Raw genomic sequence first — 21,307 nt, forward strand, 5'->3', positions numbered from 1 at the left:
GGGGGCAGAGGCACATGATCGATCGGGAAAATATCGTCCACGCGGCTGGCACTGCCGCCTATGGGGCGGATCGCCTGTGAAAATCTTCTCACAGCTCGATTTGATCGCTGCGCATAAATGGCGCCGCGCCACCTTCACGACCTATTCGTTCAGCGCGTCATTCACCGAGGCGGTGCTCGTCGAGGCGCTGCTCCGGCAGAGCGTGTCGGACATCACGATCCTCACCGATCCCCTCGGCTACCGCATGGCGCTCAAGGAACGCGGCGCCGTTCGCATCGGCCGCGAATACGCCGTTCATCCCGTGGCCGCGCGCGCCGGCTGCTTCCACCCTAAGCTGATGGTTCTCGAGTCCGATGACGCTACGCACGCGACCGTGGGGTCCGGCAATCTCACTTTCGGCGGCTGGTCGGCCAATCTCGAATGCCTCGATCATGTGCACGCCAATGGGATGGCACTGGCCGTGGGCGATCTGGGCCGGTTTTTCACCGTGCTTGGCACGGCGCAGACCTGCGAGCACGACGCGCGCACACTTTGCGAAGCGCTCGGCGCACGGCTGTCCGCGTCGGCAGCGGCAGGACGCGATGAGGGGAGCGTCCGTATCATCAGCAGTATGGAGGCGCCGATCGCGGAGCAGCTTACCTCCGCGGCCAAAGCGATCGGCGGCGCGCGCTCGCTCTCGATCGCATCCCCCTATTGGGACGCAGTGGCGATCGAAGAGCTCGCCGATGCGCTCGGGGTAGCGCACGTCGAGGCGCATGTCCCTCGAACCCGCGTTCCCGCTCCGAAGGACATGGATTGGCCGCGGCGCTCGGCGATCGTCCGCCCGGTCGAGCTTACCAACCTCGTCGGCCAGGATGAAGCCAAGCGTGGTCTTCATGCCAAAATCATTGAGATCGGCTGCGCCGAGGGACGCCTCATCCTGTCGGGCAGCGCCAATGCGACCTCGGCGGGACTTCTTTACGGGGGCGCTGGCGTTCGTAATGTCGAGCTTTGCACATTGCGTGTCGATCGCCGAACGGGGCATCGCTGGAAGTTCACAGCCGTCAAGGCGCCGCCGAAGCAAGCTGTGTCTTTGGAGGACGATGACGACGGCGCCGCCGAGACAGGAATTTTGGTGGCGGCGCACACCGACGGCGGCATTCACGGACGTATATTAACGCCGTGGCGCACCGAGCAGGCGGTCGTCACAATGGAACTTAACCGTCGTCCGATTGATCTCGGCACCGTGGCTATAAAGGATGGCAAATTCTCCATTCCGATGGAGAAGCTCGACCAGCAGGCCGAATTGTCGCTTGAGGGGCGCATTCAGCTCCGCCTAGTGTCGGGAGAGGGTATCGCGGAGGGTTTCGTGATCGCTCCCGACTTTGGTTCGATCAAATCGCGGGCGGGCAAGGCGCTACCGTCGATGCTGGCGGTCATGCGCGGCATGCAGACCCCCGAGCATGTTCTTGCGCTGATGGAGTTCGTGCGCACGAATCCCGAGATCCTGAACGTCGAGCCGATAATTGCCAGCCGGGGCACCGGTTCGCAGCAGAAGCGCCCCGATCCGCTGGTCGACGCGGCGCGCGTCGGCACGGGCCAGCTCGGCGGCGCCGAACACAGCGGTGGAAATGAAGACAGCGGCGGCGGCGATGCAGGCAAGGAAGAGCGCGCGTGGCGGCAGTTCGTCGCGCGCTTCCTGCGGAGCATGGCCACAGCGACACCTGCGGCGGAGGATGATGAAGACGAAGCCGATCGCAGCGAGCGAGTCCGCAGGCAGCGCAACGCAAATGCGACTGACAAGCTCAGCCTACGTCTTCCCGAGCTGTTTCAGAAACTTGCGGGGCAAGTCGACAATGACGTGAAGCTCATGAACGTGGCGCGCATTATCCGGTTCATTTGCGTAACGACCGAAGATCCGGCAACCGAAAGCCTGCTGTCGCGCATCTTGCGGCTCGCGGAAGATATCGAGCTTGGCGGCGAGGCGCGGGCTATGATGGCGTGGTGCATCGCTTACCTTGCCGCGGGTGGAACCGAGTTCGACGCAGCAAAAGCGCGCGGGCGTATGTTGAAGCTCGGAATCGATCCTGATTGCTTGCCCGACGATCAATGGGCGCTTCCCGGGCTCGTCGATTTTATGGCGCCGGGCACAGATGCGCTCGACACGCTGAAGGCAATCCAAGCTGCGCGGACGATCTATGACGATGTCCGCGCCCTCGAAACTGCGCTTGAGGCGGGTCAATTTCCCAGCCGCCTCACGGTGCTTCCCCTTCATGAGATGTGGCCGCAACTGCTCGACCAATGCCAACGCGAAGCGGGTAAGCGCCGTGTCCAGTTCGTCGAACATCCGGTGAAGGCCTGTCGGCGTTGCAGCATCGCCATCCCTGACGAGGAAGCCAATCGATTACGAAGCACCGGCCTTTGCGAAGCACGTTGCCACGGCTTCATTCTGACGAGGAACCCCTGATGACATCGTCGCTCGCCGAATTTGAAGAGCTGAGTAGGAAGGCGAAGAGTTGCTTTATCGTCGATCCCGCAGGCGCCGGTCTCGGCGGCGTTGATCCGCTGGGCCTGAGGCAGATCAACTTCGACCTCATGAACGACGTGTTCCCCGGTCTAAACAATGTCGCCCGTTATATCCGGCCCTTCACGCTGGTGACGTGGGCGTGGCGGCGAACGATTGAACTTGCCCGCAAGTCTGGCGAGGCGCTGCCCGTTTCGGCGCATGAAGATTTCGTCGCTCGCATCGAAGTGGCCTTTGTCTGGTCGATGCTGCAGAACGACGAAGTCGACGTCGATTTGCCCGGCAAGCAGGTCGTCTGGTCGCGGTGGGGGGCTGCGGATAAAATCTTATTCGGCGATGCGGACTGGACCGCATTTGTGAAGGCACGCCGCAATTCGACCGCGCTCACCGCTGCTATCAACTACGGCCCGGGCCTTCGCGCCTTCAGGCTGCTCGAAGACGACAGCAATTACGCGGGCACGCGCTTTCCAGGCGAGGCGACCGCCGAGCTGCTCGACGCATTCGAAGCGAGGATCAAGCCGCTGCTCCGGCATGCGCTGTTTCGCGAACGCGGCCTCTGCACACTAACCAGAAAAGCCGCGAAGAGCTGGGCCGCGATCTGGGACATGGAGAATCTTCTAGAAGAAGAAAAACGCGCCATGCGCGAGCGATTGATGGGCGCCCGGGCGCCGACCAAAAGACGCGGCGGCTTCGAGCTCCTGACGCGCGCTGCTAATGATCAGCACGAGGAGGATGAAGGCGAAGGCGAACTGCGCCCGGCGATGCTCGAACTGGAAGATGCAAAGATCGCAGAGCCTGCGCTGCACTGGAGGCGGGTACAGATGCGCCAGTCCTTCCGACTGGGGCTGGAAGCGCTGTTCGAATGGATCATTGCCGAGATCGGCGGTGGCACGATGACCACCGAAGCCCTCGCCGCGCATATGCTCGAACGCACGCCGCCAGAGGAAGGACAGACCGCTCGGCCGTGGCTCGAGGCGCTTGCCGCCACCGCAGTGTCACCCGTCGACGCAATGGATGCGTTGCAGACCAACTTTCCGAGCGGTGCGACCTTCGTCCCGGCTGCACTCGCCGCGATTGCGGTGCCCATGCTGGCAAACGCGTCTTTGCACGATCGATCGGAGCGACGCGAGCGGCTTCCGATTGCGCTTGCAGCCGCCGACCTGGACCGGATCGGTGATAATAGTCCTCAGCAATTCCTCGAGCATATGATCGAAAACTGGCTCATTGCACAGCACACTTACTGGTCGGTGGGCCGCGGCCTCGCTGACGCACGTGCCGGGGCTAAGAAGATCATGCGGCTGCGGCTTGTTCTCGAGCCCGGCGGGTGGCGCGTTACCCGTGGCCGAGGAACGCGCGGTATGCCGCGGCCAACGCCGGACCGGCTGCGGACAGCGATCAGCCTTGCCCAGCAATGCGATCTGATATGACGCTCGCAAGCTCCAAGGCGTAAAGCCTTCCTATAGGTCGCAACGACTTCGACGGACAGCAGGCGAGCCTGGCCCCCGTCAAAATCGGCAAGGATGAGGCCGGAAAGATTTTTGCCGACCTGCCGACATGGTCGAGTACAACATTTTTTAGATCCCGGGAGACCCGACAAGCGATAAAATGGCAATTGGCTGCGTAACCCAAAGTGGAATGGCATGTTTCGGGCAGCCGCTTCGCAACTACCTACGAATTAGATCGTGCGCGTAGCTCACGCCCTGTTCCGACCGGTGCGAGACGGCAGGTTGTGTCTCTTCGGTTGCGAAAAGCCATCGCGCTGCAAATGATCAAATTCGTAGCGACTAACCCCCTTATTCCCGTTGCTTAGTTTTCTTTCACCAGGCCCACATATCTCGTAGCGCTGCGGAATGCAGTCGCTGAATTAGCTTCGGCGCGCGGCGAGAACCAAGGAAAACGCGTGAGAAAAATTATAAAGCCCGCCACCGATCCGGTGCGGGCGGCACAATATATCAGAATGTCGACAGAGCATCAGCGCTACTCTCCCGATAATCAGCAGTCAGCTATAGCGACATATGCGTCACTTCGGGGATTCGAAGTCGTCGAAACCTACCTCGATTCTGGCAAAAGCGGCCTGACGCTCAGTGGTCGACCCGCCCTGAAACGCCTCTTGAGCGACGTGCTTTCTGGAGCGATGCCTTACAAAGCGATCTTGGTCCTAGACGTAAGCAGATGGGGACGATTCCAAGATACCGACCAAGCTGCGCACTACGAATATATGTGCCGCGAGGCCGGCGTACCTGTGCATTACTGCAATGAGCCGTTTGAGAACGAAGGCGGCACGATGGCGTCGATCGTCAAACACATGAAGCGCGTCATGGCAGCCGAATATAGTCGCGAACTATCGACGAAAGTCTCCCGTGCCCAACGTCAGCAGGCCCGATTGGGGTTCAAGCAAGGCGGTATGAACCCCTTCGGCACCCGCAGGCAAGTTGTCGATGAGCACGGCAACCCGCGTTTGGTTCTGGAACGAGGGCAACGAAAGGCACTCACAACGGACAGGGTCGTTCTCATCTGGGGGCCAGCTGAGGAAATCGCTGCCGTCCGGCGAATTTTTCGGATGTTCGTCGAAGATCAGATGAGCCTTGCCGAGATCGCGCGGTGGCTCAACACACGAGGCCACACGCAAGTGCATGGGGCCGAATGGCGCGCTCCCGCAGTTCGTTACGTGCTCAGAAACGAACTTTACATCGGAACGTACATATTTGGCCGGAAATACAGCAATGTCGGTGCCCCTCATCCCGCGCCTGTGCAGGACTGGGCGCAGGTCGATGTTCTGAAACCCATCATATCGAAAAAGCTATTTTCTGATGCCGCTGCCAGGCTCGCGAAGCTCGCGCCTAACTCCTATACCAACGAGGAACTGCTGGAAGGGCTAAGGCAACTGTTGGCCGAAAAAGGCACCCTCTCAACCTTTCTCATAAAAAATTCGCCGTTTTTGCCATATCCTTGCACCTACATGCGACGATTTGGGAGCATGTCGGCAGCTTATCTTTTGATTGGTTTTGATGAGCCGACGCACAACGACCGCAACAGCCTGCGCTTCCAATGGACTGAAGAAATGCTTCTCGACGTAATTCGGCGTATTTATCTCGAGAAGGGGTATGTGGACGGCGGCTCAATCTCCGCTGATCCCACCTCCCCAAGCCGATCTTTATTCTCATATAGATTTGGCGGATTGCTGAATGCGATGATCGTCGCGGGCTTGCCCGTCGGCCCACTTTCCCCACAGCAGGAGGCTGCTCTATCTAGGCAGCGAGAGCAATACGAGCATAGGAAGAAAGTTAGGCTCATTCCCATAATGCGCACCGCGCAAGGAAGCCGGATCCGAAATGAGGAACTGGATGCTGCACTGAGGCGCCTGTTGATCAAGCACGGCTATTTGTCGTTGCAACTGATCGATTCCGACCCGACCGTTCCTTCAAGCTCGTTTTTTCGGAATCGCCTTGGCGGTTTGAAAGGAGCGTATGCTCGCATCGGCTACTTTTCCTCGCAAAGCGAGCTATTGAAAGAAGCCCATCGGAGGGCGCGGCTCGAGCCGCCGCTCAGCGCCGAACCTAGCTAGGTCATATCGTTCCGCCGCGTATATTAGCGCCCTCGATCGTGCGGTGGTGGCTCGGGAATTGGCGGATCATGATTACCGCGCGCTGCCGACAGGGCTTGGGCATGACGCGCGGCAAAGATTTCGGGCGTGGCATGTACGTCGGGTTGCTTGTCGAGGAATCTTCGAACGTCCCGTGCGAGCGCCTGATCATCCGGTTGCCCACTTGCATCCAGCGCGGCGGCCGCTTGGCGGTAAGCTTGGCATATCGCCTGCCAGCGGTTTTTGCCTTTGACGATAAAGGATGGAAGATTGGCCTGACCGCGCGCAACGGCGATGGCCTGCTCATTAGTTCGCCTGTCAGCGTTGGTCATCACGCCGCTGGCCACGCTCGCCAGACGGGCGCGAAGTTTGACTAGCCTAATGCTGGATCCGGCAACTCCCCTTCCTCTCGCCCGTCTCGGCGTGGCTTCCGCGGCGACACCGCGCTCGCGCAGTTCGCGGGCGAACCGCTCGCGAAAGCGGTGAAGCTGAACCGGTCTGGGATTGAACCGGTTGCGGTCCAATCCTTCGGCCTGAACCGTCAGATGGACATGGGGACGCGGCGTGTCTGTATGAAGCGCCAAGAGATAATCGTGATTGTCGCTGAGTTCGGCATGGGCCAGCGCGCGAACGGCTCCCAGCACCTTATCAGGGTCGGTGCCTTCGGGCATCGAGAAGATCAGCGCCACCGACGAGACCGTTGGCCGCGACCGCCATTCAAGCGTATCGCTCCATTCGGCCGCACGCTCGGCGATGTCGTCCTTGCTGGTCAGGATTTCACCATCGCGGGTTTCGATTTCGACCGCCCCCTTCCGCCCGATATATCCGAGATGGGCTTTGACATGGGTGCCACCCCGCTGACGGCCAGTGACCTTGACCACCACCTCGGGCGCGCCGCGCACGATCCGGCCCAGCTTGGCGCGTGCCGTCTTCGGATTGGCGACACCGTAGCTGGCGTAAAGCGGCACGCCGGGCTGGGCGCCCGGATCGTGGATATAGCGCACACGATACGGCGGACGGCTCGCTTCCCACACGGCTGATTCCAAGCTTGATCCCATCGCCATCAGTCGGCCACCGTCCAATAGCTCGCATCGCCGCGCATGGCATCGCCGACGGCTGCGACCTGCTCGGAAATCTCCATCCGCATATCGGCGATCCGTCGCAGCTCGGGTTCGATCTTCCTGTCGCCGGTTTCGAGCATGGCTGCATTGGCGGCCTTCATCGCCTGATTGAGATTGCGACCGATGCGGAGCAACTGCATTCTGATCGGTGCGAGTTCAGCAAGCAGGCCGTCATCGACCCGTGATTTCAGGGCAAGGTGGCGGCGCACCAATGCCTTGATCCAGCCGGCGCGATCGGTCGAACGCTGTAATGCGCGGTGCGCGATCACGGCAATTTCGACCTCAGTAAACCGCAGCGAGATCCGGTTGCGCGCGGCGCCCTCCGGGCGGTCGATATGTGGTCGGTCGCTGTTCTCTTGCAGCGTCCGTTCGATCATCTGACGCACCAGAGCGCTCCGACCGCCACGACCGACCGCGAAGCTATCGAACGCCGTAAGCGCCTGCGCATCGACGCGGACGCTTAGCATCGCAGTGGTTGGCCCAGAATTTGTCGCCATCAATCATGCCCGGTGAAGCAAAGCTGAAATCATAGGCCAATGTAAGACAACACGCGCCGCTAGGCATATCCTGCAATCAAGACAATAACCGACAAATTCCCAAACTAACGAAGGCAGAATCGCCGAATCATCGCTCCGATCCTCGGCAGCTCGACACGAGCGATAGCGCCCATAGTAATCAGCCTGCGCCCATTCCTCCGGTCGCGTCGCTGGCCGTGTGAAGATGCCGACAGCGTATAGGCCTCCCCCGGATACTACTGCCAGGGCGAGCCGCATTGGCCACACTATCCCGACAGAGCGACCAACCGACCGCCCCCATTCCTGCCAACATCAACGCGCAAAAAAAACGGCGGCGCGCGACACCAACCCCGTTGGTGCCGCGCGCCGCCTCGGCCTGCCTTATCGGCGGCATCGGACGCAGTGAAGAAGCGGGGCGGCTTGTCGCCGCCCCGCTGGGTGGTCAGTCCGGCTTTTCGTCATCGGCAGGGCCGCCGTCCTTCTTGGCGAGGATCGCGATGCCGTCGGCGATCAGATCGACGCCGTAGTGGGTGCTGCCGCCTGCCTCATATTGGTTCTGGCGGACGCGACCGGTGATGTGAACGAGGTCGCCCTTGCTGGCCGTCAGACGCTTGGCGAGCTTGTCGAACAGCGTGACACTGTTCCAGTGCGCGTCGGTCTTCCAGTCGTCGCCATCCTTGCGGTTGTAGTTCGAGGCCACCGAAAGATAAGTGACCTTCTCTTTGACCTCGACCTTGCCGATGCGGCCGATGATCCGAAATTCTGCGATGTTCTGCATGGATCTTACTCCGTCTTGGATTGCAGGGTGATTTCCTGACGGTCTTCAAGGGGGCCGCGAAGGAGCCGCGATCCAGCCAAAAAAACGGAGGCTCCGCGCCATGCAATGGGGCGGAAACCGTAGGACGCCTCGCCCGCCTTTGCGGGCATCTGGGCGTCCGGTTTTTTGCTTGATCGTATTAGGCGACGCGCGCAGCCACGAAACCGGCAAACAAGGAAATCGTCCTGCCAACCCCGGACAAGAGAAACTGCCGATCCTTCGCTCGATCAGTTCTGGCCGTATCGACACCGAGGTCTGCAATGTCACAGCCGGTGCCAGCTCACCCGCCACCTACGGCCCCACCAGGCCGCGCGCCCCCGAACAGTCTCGCCGACCTCCAGCACGCACACGCTGCGCGCAGCCCGCGACCTTCAACCCGTCCGGGCCGTCCGCCACAACCGCGGCGGCGGCATCAACAGCAACGGCGATTTGCTTCTCGATTGGCATGATCCCGACGAAGGCGGCGGCATGACGATTACAGCATGACCGGCTGACCGGCGGCAAGCTGGGCCATCCGCTTCGGCAACAAGGCAAGTATCGCGCACTGCCGTTCGGCAGTCGCCTCGCCCCATTCGCCGATCTCGGCGATGGTGCGACCGCAGCCTGCGCAAAGCCCAGCGCGCGCGTCGAGCGCGCAGACCGCAACACAGGGTGATTGAGGGCGGTCGGTCATGCCGTTCCCCTAAACGCGAAGCAGCTCGCTCGCTATCCTTCGCGCGCAATCGGCACGGCAGCTATAAGCTGTCGTGCCGATTTGAGGCCGGCCGGAACGTCCGGCCTTTGCCCGTCCAGCAGGGACGGGCCGCGCGAACACTTGAACTGGGAATACGGAAACAAGAAAATAAGGGCGGGCCGCTCGGCCCGCCCTCTCGATCATCATACCGCGTCTTCCTCCTCGAACTCGGTGGCTTCGTCGTCGTCGCCGCCCTCGTCGTCAAACACGGGGCGCTCCTGCGCGACCTCGACGGACGGCTCGGCGATCACAAGCGCGGGCGGCAGCCATCCACGCCCTGCCATCCGCTCGGCGGCCGCAGCGGCAAGGTCGCCCTTCTTCATCTTGGCGCAATTGTCGGCGGCGGCCTTGCCCAGCACATCGGCCATAATCTTGGCGATCACAGGCTTTTTGAGCCGGTCGTAAAAGGCGACAGGCGCTTGCCACTTGGCGACCATATCGACGCCAGAGGCAAAGGCGATCTGGTCGAACCTTTGGTGGCGACGATCACGGCGCGAACCGGACGTCTCGCCGCCGTTGATCTGCCGTGCCACAAGCAACGCCAGCAACCGGCCCTTGGCCTCGGCGTCCATTGCCTGAATGGCCGCGAACCGGTTGACCTCGGGCATGGCAGCGAAGTCGCCGCCGCCGATCTCATCAACCGACGCAATGTCGCCAAGGGTCATCATGTCGTCAGGAACGGCGGCATTGAACTCTTCGAGCCGAAGCGACAGCGGGGAGTAATAGGACGGTTCGCGGTGAATGCCCTGCCCGACAAGACAATCGAGCAAGATGTCGAGCGCAAGAGCGGGATTGGTGGCGACCGCTTCCTGCACAGCCAGCGTCTTGATCTTCGATAGTGTCTCGATCATCGCCCCCGAATAATCGGGCTTGATGGCGGCTGCGTCGCCGCTGCCGCCTTTGGCAATTCGCTTGGTGCGGATAGCTTTGGCCTCGACCTCGCCGCCGTTGCCGACGAACAGCACCATCGCACTGTCTGCCTTCTGCTCGTCGGTGAACACACACAGGCGGTTTTCAAGGATGCGGGCTTCTCGCTCCAGGCCGTTGAAAACCCTGTCGCCCCACTGGTTGCCCTTGCCGAGTTCGGCAAGTCGTGCGTCGGCTGATTCCTGAATACGCGCGCGCTCGGCCACTTCGGCTTCGGTCGGCTCGCGCTTCCCCTCGGCGTGGACAGTGACAAGATTGTAATAGTCGTCTGGTCGTTCGAGCGATGCCCGAACATCGCTCCACCCTTCCCCACGATAGCCCGTTTCGATCTCTGCCATCTTGGCAGTTGCCAGTGTTTCAACCAGTTCGGGGTCGTCGGCATAACCGTCGCCCCCTTCCGCAAACAGGTCGGCGGTAATCGTCCCGCCCGCTGCGACATAGGCACCACGCCCGACGAACAGGAACAGGGCATGACCCGTGCCGATCTTCTCCTCGGTCAGCATCCGCCGGATTTGGTGGGCGCTGTTGCCGAAACGCTTCAACGCCTCAAGCTGGCGGTCGTGGTCATCGGTCAGGGTCAGTGCCTGTGCCGCCTCCATGCCGATCTGATCGCGTGCCAGACAGGCAAGCGCATCGGGGTGCAATGCCGACAGCCGCAACACCTTCTTGACGTAGGACAGGGCCACGCCGAACCGCGCGGCAATATCCTCGGGCGATTTGCCCTCGGCACGGAGGTCGCCATAAGCGATCACCGCATCGGCAACGTGCATATCCTCGCGGCTCACATTTTCGGCCAGCGACAGTTCGACTGCCTCGGCCTTGTCGCGCACGTCCACACTGACCGGATGGCTGGCAGAAATCGCCCTGGCCTTCTCAAGCTGCTTGAAGGCGCGGTAACGTCGGCCTCCGGCGGCAACCTCGAAACGATTGCCTTCGGCGTAAACGACAAGGTTCTGCAACTGACCATGCGCCAGTATGTCGGCGGCAAGCTGGTCGATGGCTTTCGGCTTCACGCGCCGCACGTTCAACGGCGATAGGCGAAGTTGCGAGAGTTTGACGGTCTGGAGTGTCATGGTCGTAATCCTTGGTGTAATGGCTGATTGATTGGTCGGCGGTCAGAACATTTCGATCTGGTTTCGCATCGGGTCCCAAAACCCGATGTCGAGCGGGCGCTGCTCACGGCGGGGCTGCATCGGCTGCGCGGCAAGCCAACCAAGCCGTTCGCCCATGCTGACGGGCGCTATGCCCGCCATCATGATCTGATTGGGGTCGGGGGCTGCAACGGTGGGCAAGTCTTTGCGCTTCATGGCTCTGCCTCCGCTCAATATTCATCAGACAGCATGATCGTCAGGACGCGTCGCGTGACGGCAGGGTTCGCCGCGTCCTCGCTGGCGAACTCCATCTGGCGGTCGTAATAATCGAGTTTCCAGAACACCCGTCCGCGCTCATCCTCGCGCAATCGCGGGCGCTCGGTCGTCCAGCTTCCATCGGCAGTCTGGTATATCGTCCCGAAATCGCGTTCGCCGTGCGGGTCGTTGTCCTCGTCGAAGGCGTCAAAGGTTTCGATCAACTCGCGGACGCAGGATTGATCCGCTTCGGGCAGCGACCGAAAACCGACTGTCGCAACGGCGGTGCAGGCAACGCCCATCGCTTGCCGCGCCAAGTCGTTCAACCGGGCGATGCGCTCGCGCTGGCTGGTGAGGGTCGCGCTCATTGCACCCGCCCCCGACGCTCTTCGCAAATCAGGATAAGCGCCCCGAAATCCTCGCGCTCGCCAAGCCGGTCGGCGATCTTCCGAACACACTCCAGCGGCAAGCCGTTCTCGTTGGCGACACCGCGCAAATAATCGTCGCGGCACTCCGCGCCGCAAGCACGATAGCTCAAGAGCAAATCGGTCATCTGAAACCTTCCTTCCTCGGCTGAAAGCCGCACTGCCTGCGGCATGCGGCTCTGCCTTCCGGCGAGGATGGGAGGGGGAGGGAAAGCTGAATCGACGCCCTGGCGCGGGCCAGCGGGCGCGCAGCGACCGCCACACGGGGGCGCCTATTCTGCTTTGGGAACGAGAGGGCAAAGCCCTTGGCGTTCCCGCACCATCAAACGAACGGAGGCGATCAGCCTCCCCCGCCGCTGCGCGGCACTAACAACGGCACCCTTGCGCGGCGCGACGCCGGCGGGCGGTGTGGCGGCGAGCAGAGCGGTGACAAGGCTGTTGCGCCTTCGGCGCAGCGCCGCCCGTCGAAGCGAACGCGCGTCGCCGCCGGCACGGCAAGGAGAGAGGCAAGAGTGTCGGCGGGTCAGCCCAATGACTTCGCACCCTCAAGGAGCGCGCAGCGCGGGACAGAGTGCGTCCCTGGAGAATCCCGCTCATTTTCCCACGCTCCCGATCGTCACCCGGAGGGCCAAGACTACAGGCTTGGTTCGCGCCAGCGAATAGAGCGGGTCGCCCGAAGGGCAGCGCCCATACAACTATGCGTCTGGAACTTGTGGCCCGTAAATCAGCTCGTCCAAGCGCGAAGCGGCCTTGCGGATATAGCTAACGAGACTGCGATCCTCAGCCCAGAATTCGAGCGCCTGAATCACCAAGCCGTTCGCATAATCGAAAATGCTGGAATCAGCGTCTTTCAGACCCGTCATTGCGTCCATCACGGCCTTCACCCGTGTGACGGTTGTCATGTCGCCAACCGCCTGTTCACGGATCTGGTTGAGAATATTCAACCTCTTCCCACCCGCCGCAGCAAACAAAGTGCGCTGCCGTTTCAAGCGACGAATAATCTCCTTGGCGGTATTGGGTTTGGCATTGCGGTGCGCCTTCAAGTCGGCAACCGCGCCTTCGCGGCTTTGGCCCGCGAGGTGCAGATAATAGAAGATCGGCAGAAGGAAAGTCTGCTCATGGCTGGCCTGCCGAACATAGGCCAATGGCTCATCGACCAACACGCGCCCGACAAAATTGCGAACAATCGATTCCTCGGTCAATTCGGTTCTTACCGTTTTGATTGTCGTCACCGATGACAGGTCAACCTGGTTGACATCACCGACCAGTCGTAATGTTTCCGCACCTTCCTTTTCGTCAAATTCGCCGTCCCGGATGAATTTGATCCGGTCGACGAGCTGCTGGTCGATGATGATCGGGCGAGTGCCGCCTTCCAACTGGCCGTCGGCCAGATTGGCGACCATCGCATCCTTGGGGCCAAGTTCGAGCAATCGCTGCACCATCGGCAATATGGCCTCGCGGCTCCGCTGATCGCGTTCATCAAGGATGGCGCGTAGATCGGCGTAGCAAATGGCCTTGGTTTCGCCAGGGTAGCGATAATAGATCGCGCCTTCGGCAACATCGCCCTCGGCCTTGCTGGCGATGACGGGCTTGGCCTTATGCGGTTCAACGTGAATTACGCCGACCGTCATTGCGTCAAGTTTGAGGCTGGCGACGCGGAAACGCGGAGTGGGCTCCAGCACGGAACGGATAGTCTGGCTGAATTTGTTCTGATCGGTCTCCGTGAACCGATCATCTGCAAGCCCGCAAACGGCAAAGCCAAGCGGTTTGTCTTTCACCCCGAAAAATAGATAACCTCCGCGATTGTTGGCGAATCCGGCGATGGTGCGCAGCGGCTTGCCAAAGTTGCGAAGGCTGAACCCCTCCTTGCACTCAAATTCGTCTGTTTCCCCCGCAGTGCTGTGCCACGCGCCGTTTGCGTCCTTACAAAAGAAGGATCGCAGCATCCTTTCATCCATCGCATCCATCGGTGCAGCAGGAGCAGTTTCGACGACGATGCCGGGGGCAGATAGTTCGGGCGACGTGAAATTGGCGATGAAGGCCGACAGGGCTTCATCGCTGGCTTTTGGCACTTCGGGGCCATAATCGCGGTGCTTGATACCGCTGATCCGGCCCGAATTGACCGCGCGATCCTGCCGGTTGAAATAGAATTGGATAGCCTTGTTCGCCATGCCGCGTGCCAGCATGGCTTTGATCAGTCCGATCTCCTCGTCGGTGATGGAGCGTCTGACCATTCGCGGCTATTCCCCTACCAACCGCAGCACGATATCTTCGGCGTTCACAGCCTTGACGAAATCCACCCCGAGTGCCTCGAAATGTGCAATTCCGCAGCGGATCTTGGCTTCTTCGTCTTCGCGCAGTTTGCCGAAATCGCTTTTGGACTCGGACACGAGGTGGATGGCGGGCGCGCCATTATCGCCGCCAGTCACCGCCCAGTCGGGGTTATAACTGCCAAGCGGTGTGTCGATCTTGAAATCGTCTGGAAGTTTTGCGAACAGCGTCACGGGTTCTGCCCGGTCGAGCTGCTCGGCAATTGGCCGTTCGATGGTTTTGGAATCGACGCGGATGTGCGTGGTGGGGGCATTGTCCACCGCGACCAGATCAGCTTCGTCAGCTTCGAACGGTTCAAACAACGTCTGTTCGAAATGTTCGCCGGTGCGTTCGTAACTGATGCCTTGCGTCAGAATATCGCGGCGGGCGAGTATGATCGCCTTGTGGGCCAGTTCGACGAACGCTGCCGGATTGTCGCGCGCCCAGCCCAACCGGTCGGCCTGCACCAATATCTTGGCGACGATCCCGCGCGGCAGGTCGGTTCGCGCCGCCAGCTCGCTCAATACGTCCGGCATGGGACCGGTAAAGCCGCCGATATGCCTTGGCGCGGCATAGGTCACGCGGCCGGTATCGACACCGTCTCGGGCAATCAGCAACTCGGCGCTCGCCCACGTCACACGCGCCGTAGAGGGGTCAGGCATACGCTGCAAATAACTGGTGGCCTTGGCGATCAGGTCATCATCAGTGAAGGACAGCGCATAGCGCGTGCGCGCCGACACTTTGGCCCAGAGCGCCCGAAAAGCGTCGGACGCGATCAGTTCCTCGCGCCGCTCAACGCGGATTTTGCTTTCGGTGTTGTGCACCAGCTTGGCTGTTAGTCGCTCCGCCAGCGCCCTTACCGCCAGCCTTGCCTCGGCGCCAAGCGTATCCGGCAATGGCACCGAATTCGTCGCCACCGCCTCGCGCATGGCGTCGGTCACGCGGCCCAGCGCATCCACCATCCCGGCCTCTTCCCAGCCGGTGAAGACAGCGCGCGCTTCGGCCACGCCCAGCACCTGCGGTTCGTTCGCGCCGGGCATGGGATAATAAAGCTTGGCCAGCACCTCGACAGTTGCCCGGCCAAAGGGACGCTTGGTTTCTTTCTCCAGCTCACTCTGCAATTCGTCGGCAAAGGTCGCATATTCGGTATCGGCGATCACCGTCAGCCGCGCGATGCCTTCATCTCGGCGGCGCAGGCCGTGGTGGTCGACCGGCAAGCGAAGTCCGCGCCCCAAAGATTGGCGGCGTGACCGCTCGGTGCCCATTTCGCGAAGCGCGCAAATCTGGAAGACATTGGGATTGTCCCACCCTTCGCGCAGCGCCGAATGGCTAAACAGGAAGCGCAGCGGCTCGGCTTCATCGAGCAGCTTTTCCTTATCGCGCATGATCAGATCGAAGGTGCGCTCCTCCACCTTGTCATCGCTGGTGCTCTTCGAAAATTCTTTGTCCTCGAACGGCGTAACGCTGTGTTTGTCTTGACTGAAATAGCCGCCATGCGCCCGCACCGGATCGGCGGGGGTTTCCACGAATAGAGTGCGGAACTCTTCGCGGGCCGCCAGCTTGCGATATTCGCGTTCGAACACATCGGCGAGCGGTCCGTTCTTCGGCCCTTCCGGTGTGTAAAGCCGGTAATCCGCAACCGCAGGCACAAAAAACAGCGACAGCGTCTTGATGCCGAGCGGGCGGTTGCGCAGCTCGGTGCGGAAATGATGTTCGATGGTCCGCGCGATCATCGCGGTGGCAAGGCTGTCGCCTGCGCCGTCGCCGTGGACTTCGCCGCGCGCCATCGTCTTGATGTCACCGGGCAGCATCAACTGCATCGTTTTTGCGCCCGCATCGATATGGCCGATTTCTAGCCCTGCATAGATTTCGCGCCCGTCCGAAAGGGCCGTCAGCGCATCGCCATCATGCGCCCACACCGCCTCGCGCCTTGGCCCGGTGGCGAATTGCTTATCGATTTCGATCCGCGCGCGCGGCGCATGGCCCTTGCGCGCTTCGACATCCGCTAGGCGGATATATGGGCTGTTCGCCGCGTCCTTCACACTCGCACCATCGACCCAGATCCGCTTAACCAGCCCGAGCGAAAACGCATCAAACGCATCGAGCCGGTGGATGGCATGGACGACATTCACGGGCGTCGCGGTATATTTGAACATGGCGAGCGGGTTCATCGCCGCCAGCGCCTTTCGCCCTGCGCCCTTCAATCCGCCTTCGACCGATTGCGGTTCATCGACGATCAGGATGGGCCGCGTCTTCGCCACCCATTCGGCCGCGGCCTGATCGCCCAGCGCCTCTTGATTGGCATCGTAAAACACATTGTTCGCGCTGTTGATCGACTGGATGGTGACGATCATCACCTGAATATCCGCCGCCGTGGCAAATTCGCGCACGCGGCCCAGCTTCATCCGGTCATAGACAAAGTCCGACAGGCGCACGCCGTCGAACTGGCTGGCAAAATGGTCGCGGGTCTGCTGGATCGATTTCTTTACCCCTTCGCGAATGGCGACCGAGGGAACGACGATGACGAATTTGGTGAAACCGTGTTTGCGGTTCAGCTCGATGATCGTGCGCAGATAGACATAGGTTTTGCCCGTGCCGGTTTCCATCTCGACGGTAAAATCCGCCCCGCCGAACGCCTCATCGGGTTCCAGCGCATTGGCGAGCTGCACGGCCTGGATGTGCGGGAGCCAGTCGTCGCCCTCCAATGAACAGACATTGCCAATGCCGACACCTTTTTCGGCCAGCTCCATCTGACCTGCGATTTCCAGCGGCGCGACGGTGAAGGTTGCTTGGCTACCGCCATTGCCGTCGCCGAATATGCCAAGCGCGGCGTCGATTGCCGCGCGCTGATGGGGTAGGTCGTTTTCGAAGACGAAGCGCATTGGTTAGCCTGTAACATGATTGGAGGGTTTACAACTGCTTAGATATATGGTCGGCCCTTGTAGTTTATACCGATTGAGTAGGCTTTGTCATGCGCTTCATAAGTCACGCCCTGCCAAGTGACCTCGATGTGATACTCGATTCGGACAAAGTGCATGTCGTATCGCCGTTCCTATCGGAAAAGACGATCTCACGAATAAACATCAATAGGCACAAGACATTCAGCCTCATTACGAGACTACCTAAGTCATATAACTTTCCATCAGCATTTATTGAAAATGACCCGAAGCCTCTGCTTGACGCAATGCAGCGAATGGGATCGAAGTTTAGACTCTACGCACTGCCACCGGTCCATGCAAAAATTTACATCAACGAAGCTTCAAGCTGGACGGGTAGCGCTAACTTTACCGCAAACGGCTTTTCCGGAAAGCCAGAGATTCTCGTCGATTTTGAACAGGTCCATCCTGAGTTGTCTCGGACTTTTCGCACGTATCTCCAGCAGTCAACGTTGATCACCAAACAGAACCTGAAAGCACTCATCGGTTGGATTGATGAGGGTTTGACTGAAATTTCACGTCCTGGCGCATCAAAAGCCACGCAAGACGAGCCAGAAGCTGCAGGTGCGAGCTATGAAAGCTTTCTCGCCTGGCTTCGCACGTATCAGGGTGCGCACAAGCGCGATGCCAAGGTTCTCCTTAATCGCGCAGAAGGAGGCAACCAGATGAGTGGCCATGTTGCAATCGCGTTCAACGGCGTGATGAGTTTTTTGAGAAAGAATCCTAACCTAATTTCAAATTTGCTGGCGAACACGACGGGGTATCCGGGCACGGAAGTTATGCAACCGCTTGCGAATTTCATCAGGCAGCATGGAGATGCGTACAAAGGTCCGCGCGGAGGGAAATGGCGCAGCTATCTTTCTACCGACTTAGGCGGTCGCCAAACAGGGGGGGGCGCAGGAAACGTGATCGTTAGACGGACCCTAGTTCTAATACCGGCATATCTTCGGGATCGACGCGCCTAAAATGAAGTCAAATGGCCCCCAGTTTTTCTATTGCGTCATTGCTCAGACGCTGCCGCAGCGTGGCAGCCAGGTTGGCGCGGGCTTCGGCGCAGCGCGTGCCGCCTGGATCGAAACCGCTGTCCTTGAAGAAGAAGGTAGTGGGCGCAGGTGGATGGCTATCGTCTAACCAGTCGGCGATGCCATCGGCCAGGGCGCGCGCAGCATCGGCAGGAATGTCGGACAGGCAGACAATCAACGTGCCGCCGCCCAGCATATGAACGGTGCAACCCGCAATATCGCGGCGTTGAGACGGCAGGGTCAGGTCAACGCCGGTTTTCAGCAGCAGTTCGACCAGCAAATCTTCTTCACTGCGCCCAGGTAAGATGTTGCCCGCCGCGTCGAGCAGGTCGGCGGCAAGATCATCTCCTGGCGTCCAGGGTTTGATATTGGATGTAGCGAGCCTGTAGACACGAAAGCCGGTGTCGATGTCAGCTTCCAGCTTATCCGCCTTAACTTTGTCGCCCGCCCGCCGCAGCCGTTCCTTGGTCAGATCGGCGATAGTAGAGAAACGAGGATGATCTGATACTGGCTCAGGTATTTGGACTAAGATATAGCGATGGTGGGTCGATTGGCGGGCATTAAGTTCCATAACCGCGTGACCAGTCGTGCCTGATCCACCAAAAAAGTCGAGCACAATTTCGTCCTCAAGCCCCCTCAGAACGCTCTCGACTACGTCATATACTGCCCAGAGACTCTTCGGAAAATCAAACGGGGAGTCCGGAACGAGCTCCTTCAGAATTGCTGTTCCATATCCGTTTGCATCATACCTTGAGTCTCGCCAGATCGATTTCTGGAGGCCAAACGTCTTGCCCAACTCGATATCATAGCCACCATTGATCTTCTTTGCCCGAAGCATATGGCGAATAGCCTCGACCGATTGCCGAGCATATCGCCATTTCCGCTCAACGCCGTTGCGGTCGATTGGATATACGTGAAAGACATCGCCCACCTCTTTGGTTTGAGGTGGATGAATTTCATCTGGAGTGACATCACCAAATCCGACAATTTCGCCATTCTTTACAAATATTGGATAAAAGCAATTCTTTGCATCAGAGCGCTCTGACTCCCCACCCCAATTACGTAGTGGTGCCCAATCTACATCGGCATCGTCTATCTGGCGGTCCGCAATTACCTTAGTGTCTTTCCGATATACAATTACGGCATACTCATGAGTATACGAGAAATTTCGTCCCTGCACGCCTCTCGGGTTATGGACAACAGCGATGATGTCGATATCAAAAACACCCTTTGGGAATACGTCTTCGCAGACTGTGATGACGTTGTGCAGTTCATTTTCATCAATAGTCACAACCATCACGCCATCTTCCTTGAGCAGCGTGCGAGCCAAATAGACCTGCGGATAGAAAGCATTGAGCCAATCAGTATGGAATCGGCCGCTACCCGGCTTGATGGTGCTAAACCTCACCCCATCGGTATCGACTAAACCGATTGCTTCTTCATACGCGCGGAGAGGGGCAGAAAAGTCATTACGGTAAATCAGATTATTGCCGGTATTATAAGGCGGGTCGATATAGATCAACTTCACCTTCCCCGCGTAGGATTTACGCAGCAGCTTCAGCACTTCCAGATTGTCGCCCTCGATCAGGATGTTCTTCGTTATGTCCCAATCCTTGCTGTCGTCCTTCGCCGGGCGCAGCGTGCCAAGGCTTGGGGTCAGGGCAAAGGCGCGGGCGCGGGCCTTGCCCTTCCAGTTCAGGCCATAGCGTTCGGCCCCTTCCTCGACTTCGTCGCCTAGCAATTGCCGCAGCACATCGAAATCGACCTTGCCGTCGGTGACGATGGACGGGAACAGCGCTTTCAACGCCGCCACATTCTCCGCCATCACATCCCCCGAATGCGCCGCCTGATCATCACGGGTAACGGGCGGGATGGGGTTTTCGTCACTGGCCATTTGGAACCTTCTTCTTTTTTGTATGCGTTTTGAGCCACGCTGCCACAGCAGGGTGTGCAATGTTGATCGTACCCGTTTGCAACAAAATCTGTTCGGTCACCAGTTGCTTCAGTGCAGCGCGGCGGAGCTCTGGCTTTTTGGGCAGCGGTCGACCGATCGCAACCAGCAGCTCATCCCTTGTGAAAGCGAGACTGGAGGCCAGTTTGTGCTTGCGCAGAACCTTTTTGCCGACTGTCTTTCCCGCGACCATGATCGCGGGCTCAGCCACTCGTGGAGTTTTCGGCCTTCGGGCAGGCCTACCGGTCGGTTTGGCTTTGGCAAGAAAATCGAAATCGGGATCAAAGGACCAGCTGCGACCGGCACCAATTAAGGTTGAACCTCCATTATATCCGCCACGTCCCACGATTCAGCTCCTTTGCCATAATCAACTATTCCAAGGCTGAACGGTATTTGTCTAGCGTTGCTTTGAGAACGCGTACTTTTTCTCCAATCTCCACCCTTGTTGCCAGGCGATTTTGTTTCCGGATTGTGCCAGAAAGCGCTGAAATTTCGGCAGACACCATATTACATTGCACTATTGTGTTCCGCCACAGGCCGTGTTGATCCGGGCTATCGGCCAGCCGGAAGGGCCGCACCGCCATCTTAGCCGCCGCCAAGGCTTCAACCCGCTCGACCAATCCGGCATAAAGTGCGGCCAGATCATGCGTTGGCAACGTGGCAAGCGCCAGCGTCGCGGCGAAACCCGCGTCGGCGTTTGAAAGCGGGCCAGTGTCATGCACCTCTATTGTCACCACGCGCCCGGCCTCTCGCTCTGCTGCACGTTTAGGGGCCAGCGAGAGGCTGGCCGCGCTGCCACCTTCTTCCACGTGGATCAAGATGACGGGCTTCGGGATCGCCCGGTGGATGATTTCCGCAAGACGCGGCGGCATTGGCCCGCGTGTCGTCGCGGACAAAAGGTTGATTGTGTCTATGGTCAGTCCCTCGACCTCTCCCGCTGGCACGCCGATGGTCGCCGGGGTTAGCCCCGCAACCCAATCGAGCCGCGCCAGTGCCTTGTCGATCAGGCGGCGGTCGGCCGCGGTGGGGGCATGATCGGCCAAACTCGCCTTTGGAACCCTGCGCGGCGGCGAGCCAGCGGGTAATGCGAAAGCCGCGATCAGGGCGTCGGGTGTCAT

At 59.8% G+C, this 21,307-nt stretch carries 18 protein-coding genes; 5 read left to right on the forward strand and 13 right to left on the reverse strand.

The window, feature by feature from the left end; all coding sequences use genetic code 11:
• The first annotated feature begins 76 nt into the window (after positions 1-76).
• The 3 genes from J2X44_RS12070 (at position 77) to J2X44_RS12080 (ending at position 6,068) form a co-directional block, all read left to right on the forward strand.
• Positions 77-2,446 (forward strand): hypothetical protein, encoded by a 2,370-nt coding sequence (locus tag J2X44_RS12070; RefSeq protein WP_310084287.1) that lies wholly within the window; start codon positions 77-79, stop codon positions 2,444-2,446.
• On the forward strand, positions 2,446-3,930 hold the full coding sequence (locus J2X44_RS12075; protein WP_310084290.1) for a hypothetical protein: 1,485 nt from the start codon (positions 2,446-2,448) through the stop codon (positions 3,928-3,930). The genes J2X44_RS12070 and J2X44_RS12075 overlap by 1 nt, the downstream gene beginning before the upstream one ends.
• A 473-nt stretch (positions 3,931-4,403) precedes the next feature.
• Positions 4,404-6,068: a recombinase family protein gene (locus J2X44_RS12080; RefSeq protein WP_310084293.1), complete on the forward strand. Its 1,665-nt coding sequence runs from the start codon at positions 4,404-4,406 to the stop codon at positions 6,066-6,068.
• Between the two features lie 23 nt (positions 6,069-6,091).
• Here J2X44_RS12080 and J2X44_RS12085 read toward each other — a convergent pair whose 3' ends face one another.
• From J2X44_RS12085 to J2X44_RS12095, 3 genes are all read right to left on the reverse strand, one after another.
• Positions 6,092-7,150, reverse strand: coding sequence for a relaxase/mobilization nuclease domain-containing protein (locus J2X44_RS12085; protein WP_310249298.1), 1,059 nt, complete (start codon positions 7,148-7,150; stop codon positions 6,092-6,094).
• Positions 7,150-7,704, reverse strand: a complete 555-nt coding sequence (locus J2X44_RS12090; RefSeq protein WP_310084300.1) for a hypothetical protein — start codon at positions 7,702-7,704, stop codon at positions 7,150-7,152. Before J2X44_RS12090 ends, J2X44_RS12085 begins: the two co-directional genes overlap by 1 nt.
• Before the next feature lie 460 nt (positions 7,705-8,164).
• Positions 8,165-8,500 carry a single-stranded DNA-binding protein gene (locus J2X44_RS12095; RefSeq protein WP_310084305.1) on the reverse strand — a complete coding sequence of 112 codons (336 nt, stop codon included), beginning with the start codon at positions 8,498-8,500 and terminating at the stop codon, positions 8,165-8,167.
• Positions 8,501-8,669: 169 nt separating this feature from the next.
• Here J2X44_RS12095 and J2X44_RS12100 point away from each other — a divergent pair, with 169 nt between their 5' ends.
• Positions 8,670-9,011: a hypothetical protein gene (locus J2X44_RS12100; RefSeq protein WP_310084308.1), complete on the forward strand. Its 342-nt coding sequence runs from the start codon at positions 8,670-8,672 to the stop codon at positions 9,009-9,011.
• A 3-nt stretch (positions 9,012-9,014) separates the two neighbouring features.
• Here J2X44_RS12100 and J2X44_RS12105 read toward each other — a convergent pair whose 3' ends face one another.
• The 7 genes from J2X44_RS12105 to J2X44_RS12135 all read right to left on the reverse strand — a co-directional run bounded on the left by J2X44_RS12105 (position 9,015) and on the right by J2X44_RS12135 (position 17,162).
• The gene (locus J2X44_RS12105; protein WP_310084310.1) at positions 9,015-9,212 is read right to left on the reverse strand and encodes a DUF1289 domain-containing protein; all 198 of its coding nucleotides are present in this window, start codon (positions 9,210-9,212) and stop codon (positions 9,015-9,017) included.
• Between the two features lie 203 nt (positions 9,213-9,415).
• Positions 9,416-11,272, reverse strand: coding sequence for a ParB N-terminal domain-containing protein (locus tag J2X44_RS12110; protein ID WP_310084313.1), 1,857 nt, complete (start codon positions 11,270-11,272; stop codon positions 9,416-9,418).
• A 42-nt stretch (positions 11,273-11,314) separates the two neighbouring features.
• Positions 11,315-11,506, reverse strand: coding sequence for a hypothetical protein (locus tag J2X44_RS12115; protein WP_310084316.1), 192 nt, complete (start codon positions 11,504-11,506; stop codon positions 11,315-11,317).
• 14 nt (positions 11,507-11,520) lie between these two features.
• The gene (locus J2X44_RS12120; protein ID WP_310084319.1) at positions 11,521-11,913 is read right to left on the reverse strand and encodes a DUF3768 domain-containing protein; all 393 of its coding nucleotides are present in this window, start codon (positions 11,911-11,913) and stop codon (positions 11,521-11,523) included.
• Positions 11,910-12,143, reverse strand: coding sequence for a hypothetical protein (locus J2X44_RS12125; RefSeq protein ID WP_310084321.1), 234 nt, complete (start codon positions 12,141-12,143; stop codon positions 11,910-11,912). The genes J2X44_RS12120 and J2X44_RS12125 overlap by 4 nt, the downstream gene beginning before the upstream one ends.
• 522 nt (positions 12,144-12,665) lie before the next feature.
• Entirely contained in the window at positions 12,666-14,204 is a 1,539-nt protein-coding gene (locus J2X44_RS12130) for an ATP-binding protein (RefSeq protein WP_310084324.1), read from the reverse strand.
• A 6-nt stretch (positions 14,205-14,210) separates the two neighbouring features.
• Positions 14,211-17,162, reverse strand: coding sequence for a DEAD/DEAH box helicase family protein (locus J2X44_RS12135; RefSeq protein ID WP_310084327.1), 2,952 nt, complete (start codon positions 17,160-17,162; stop codon positions 14,211-14,213).
• An 89-nt stretch (positions 17,163-17,251) separates the two neighbouring features.
• Here J2X44_RS12135 and J2X44_RS12140 point away from each other — a divergent pair, with 89 nt between their 5' ends.
• Entirely contained in the window at positions 17,252-18,181 is a 930-nt protein-coding gene (locus J2X44_RS12140) for a restriction endonuclease PLD domain-containing protein (protein WP_310084329.1), read from the forward strand.
• A gap of 7 nt (positions 18,182-18,188) precedes the next feature.
• On the opposite strand, the gene J2X44_RS12145 is transcribed toward J2X44_RS12140, so the two are convergent.
• From J2X44_RS12145 to J2X44_RS12155, 3 genes are read right to left on the reverse strand one after another with little or no spacing between them, the layout of a single operon-like run.
• Positions 18,189-20,132: a DNA methyltransferase gene (locus J2X44_RS12145; RefSeq protein ID WP_310084332.1), complete on the reverse strand. Its 1,944-nt coding sequence runs from the start codon at positions 20,130-20,132 to the stop codon at positions 18,189-18,191.
• The gene (locus J2X44_RS12150; RefSeq protein ID WP_310084336.1) at positions 20,122-20,535 is read right to left on the reverse strand and encodes a hypothetical protein; all 414 of its coding nucleotides are present in this window, start codon (positions 20,533-20,535) and stop codon (positions 20,122-20,124) included. The genes J2X44_RS12145 and J2X44_RS12150 overlap by 11 nt, the downstream gene beginning before the upstream one ends.
• A 25-nt stretch (positions 20,536-20,560) precedes the next feature.
• Positions 20,561-21,307 (reverse strand): DUF4391 domain-containing protein, encoded by a 747-nt coding sequence (locus J2X44_RS12155; protein WP_310084339.1) that lies wholly within the window; start codon positions 21,305-21,307, stop codon positions 20,561-20,563.

It is taken from the genome of Sphingopyxis sp. BE259 (genome assembly GCF_031457495.1).
GTDB lineage: Bacteria > Pseudomonadota > Alphaproteobacteria > Sphingomonadales > Sphingomonadaceae > Sphingopyxis.

Excerpts from the sequence above, each read along its gene's own strand:
- J2X44_RS12075 (WP_310084290.1), top strand. The coding sequence starts at position 2,446 with ATGACATCGTCGCTCGCCGAATTTGAAGAGCTGAGTAGGAAGGCGAAG.
- J2X44_RS12085 (WP_310249298.1), bottom strand. The coding sequence starts at position 7,150 with ATGGCGATGGGATCAAGCTTGGAATCAGCCGTGTGGGAAGCGAGCCGT.
- J2X44_RS12090 (WP_310084300.1), bottom strand. The coding sequence starts at position 7,704 with ATGGCGACAAATTCTGGGCCAACCACTGCGATGCTAAGCGTCCGCGTC.
- J2X44_RS12095 (WP_310084305.1), bottom strand. The coding sequence starts at position 8,500 with ATGCAGAACATCGCAGAATTTCGGATCATCGGCCGCATCGGCAAGGTC.
- J2X44_RS12105 (WP_310084310.1), bottom strand. The coding sequence starts at position 9,212 with ATGACCGACCGCCCTCAATCACCCTGTGTTGCGGTCTGCGCGCTCGAC.
- J2X44_RS12110 (WP_310084313.1), bottom strand. The coding sequence starts at position 11,272 with ATGACACTCCAGACCGTCAAACTCTCGCAACTTCGCCTATCGCCGTTG.
- J2X44_RS12115 (WP_310084316.1), bottom strand. The coding sequence starts at position 11,506 with ATGAAGCGCAAAGACTTGCCCACCGTTGCAGCCCCCGACCCCAATCAG.
- J2X44_RS12120 (WP_310084319.1), bottom strand. The coding sequence starts at position 11,913 with ATGAGCGCGACCCTCACCAGCCAGCGCGAGCGCATCGCCCGGTTGAAC.
- J2X44_RS12125 (WP_310084321.1), bottom strand. The coding sequence starts at position 12,143 with ATGCCGCAGGCAGTGCGGCTTTCAGCCGAGGAAGGAAGGTTTCAGATG.
- J2X44_RS12130 (WP_310084324.1), bottom strand. The coding sequence starts at position 14,204 with ATGGTCAGACGCTCCATCACCGACGAGGAGATCGGACTGATCAAAGCC.
- J2X44_RS12135 (WP_310084327.1), bottom strand. The coding sequence starts at position 17,162 with ATGCGCTTCGTCTTCGAAAACGACCTACCCCATCAGCGCGCGGCAATC.
- J2X44_RS12140 (WP_310084329.1), top strand. The coding sequence starts at position 17,252 with ATGCGCTTCATAAGTCACGCCCTGCCAAGTGACCTCGATGTGATACTC.
- J2X44_RS12145 (WP_310084332.1), bottom strand. The coding sequence starts at position 20,132 with ATGGCCAGTGACGAAAACCCCATCCCGCCCGTTACCCGTGATGATCAG.
- J2X44_RS12155 (WP_310084339.1), bottom strand. The coding sequence starts at position 21,307 with ATGACACCCGACGCCCTGATCGCGGCTTTCGCATTACCCGCTGGCTCG.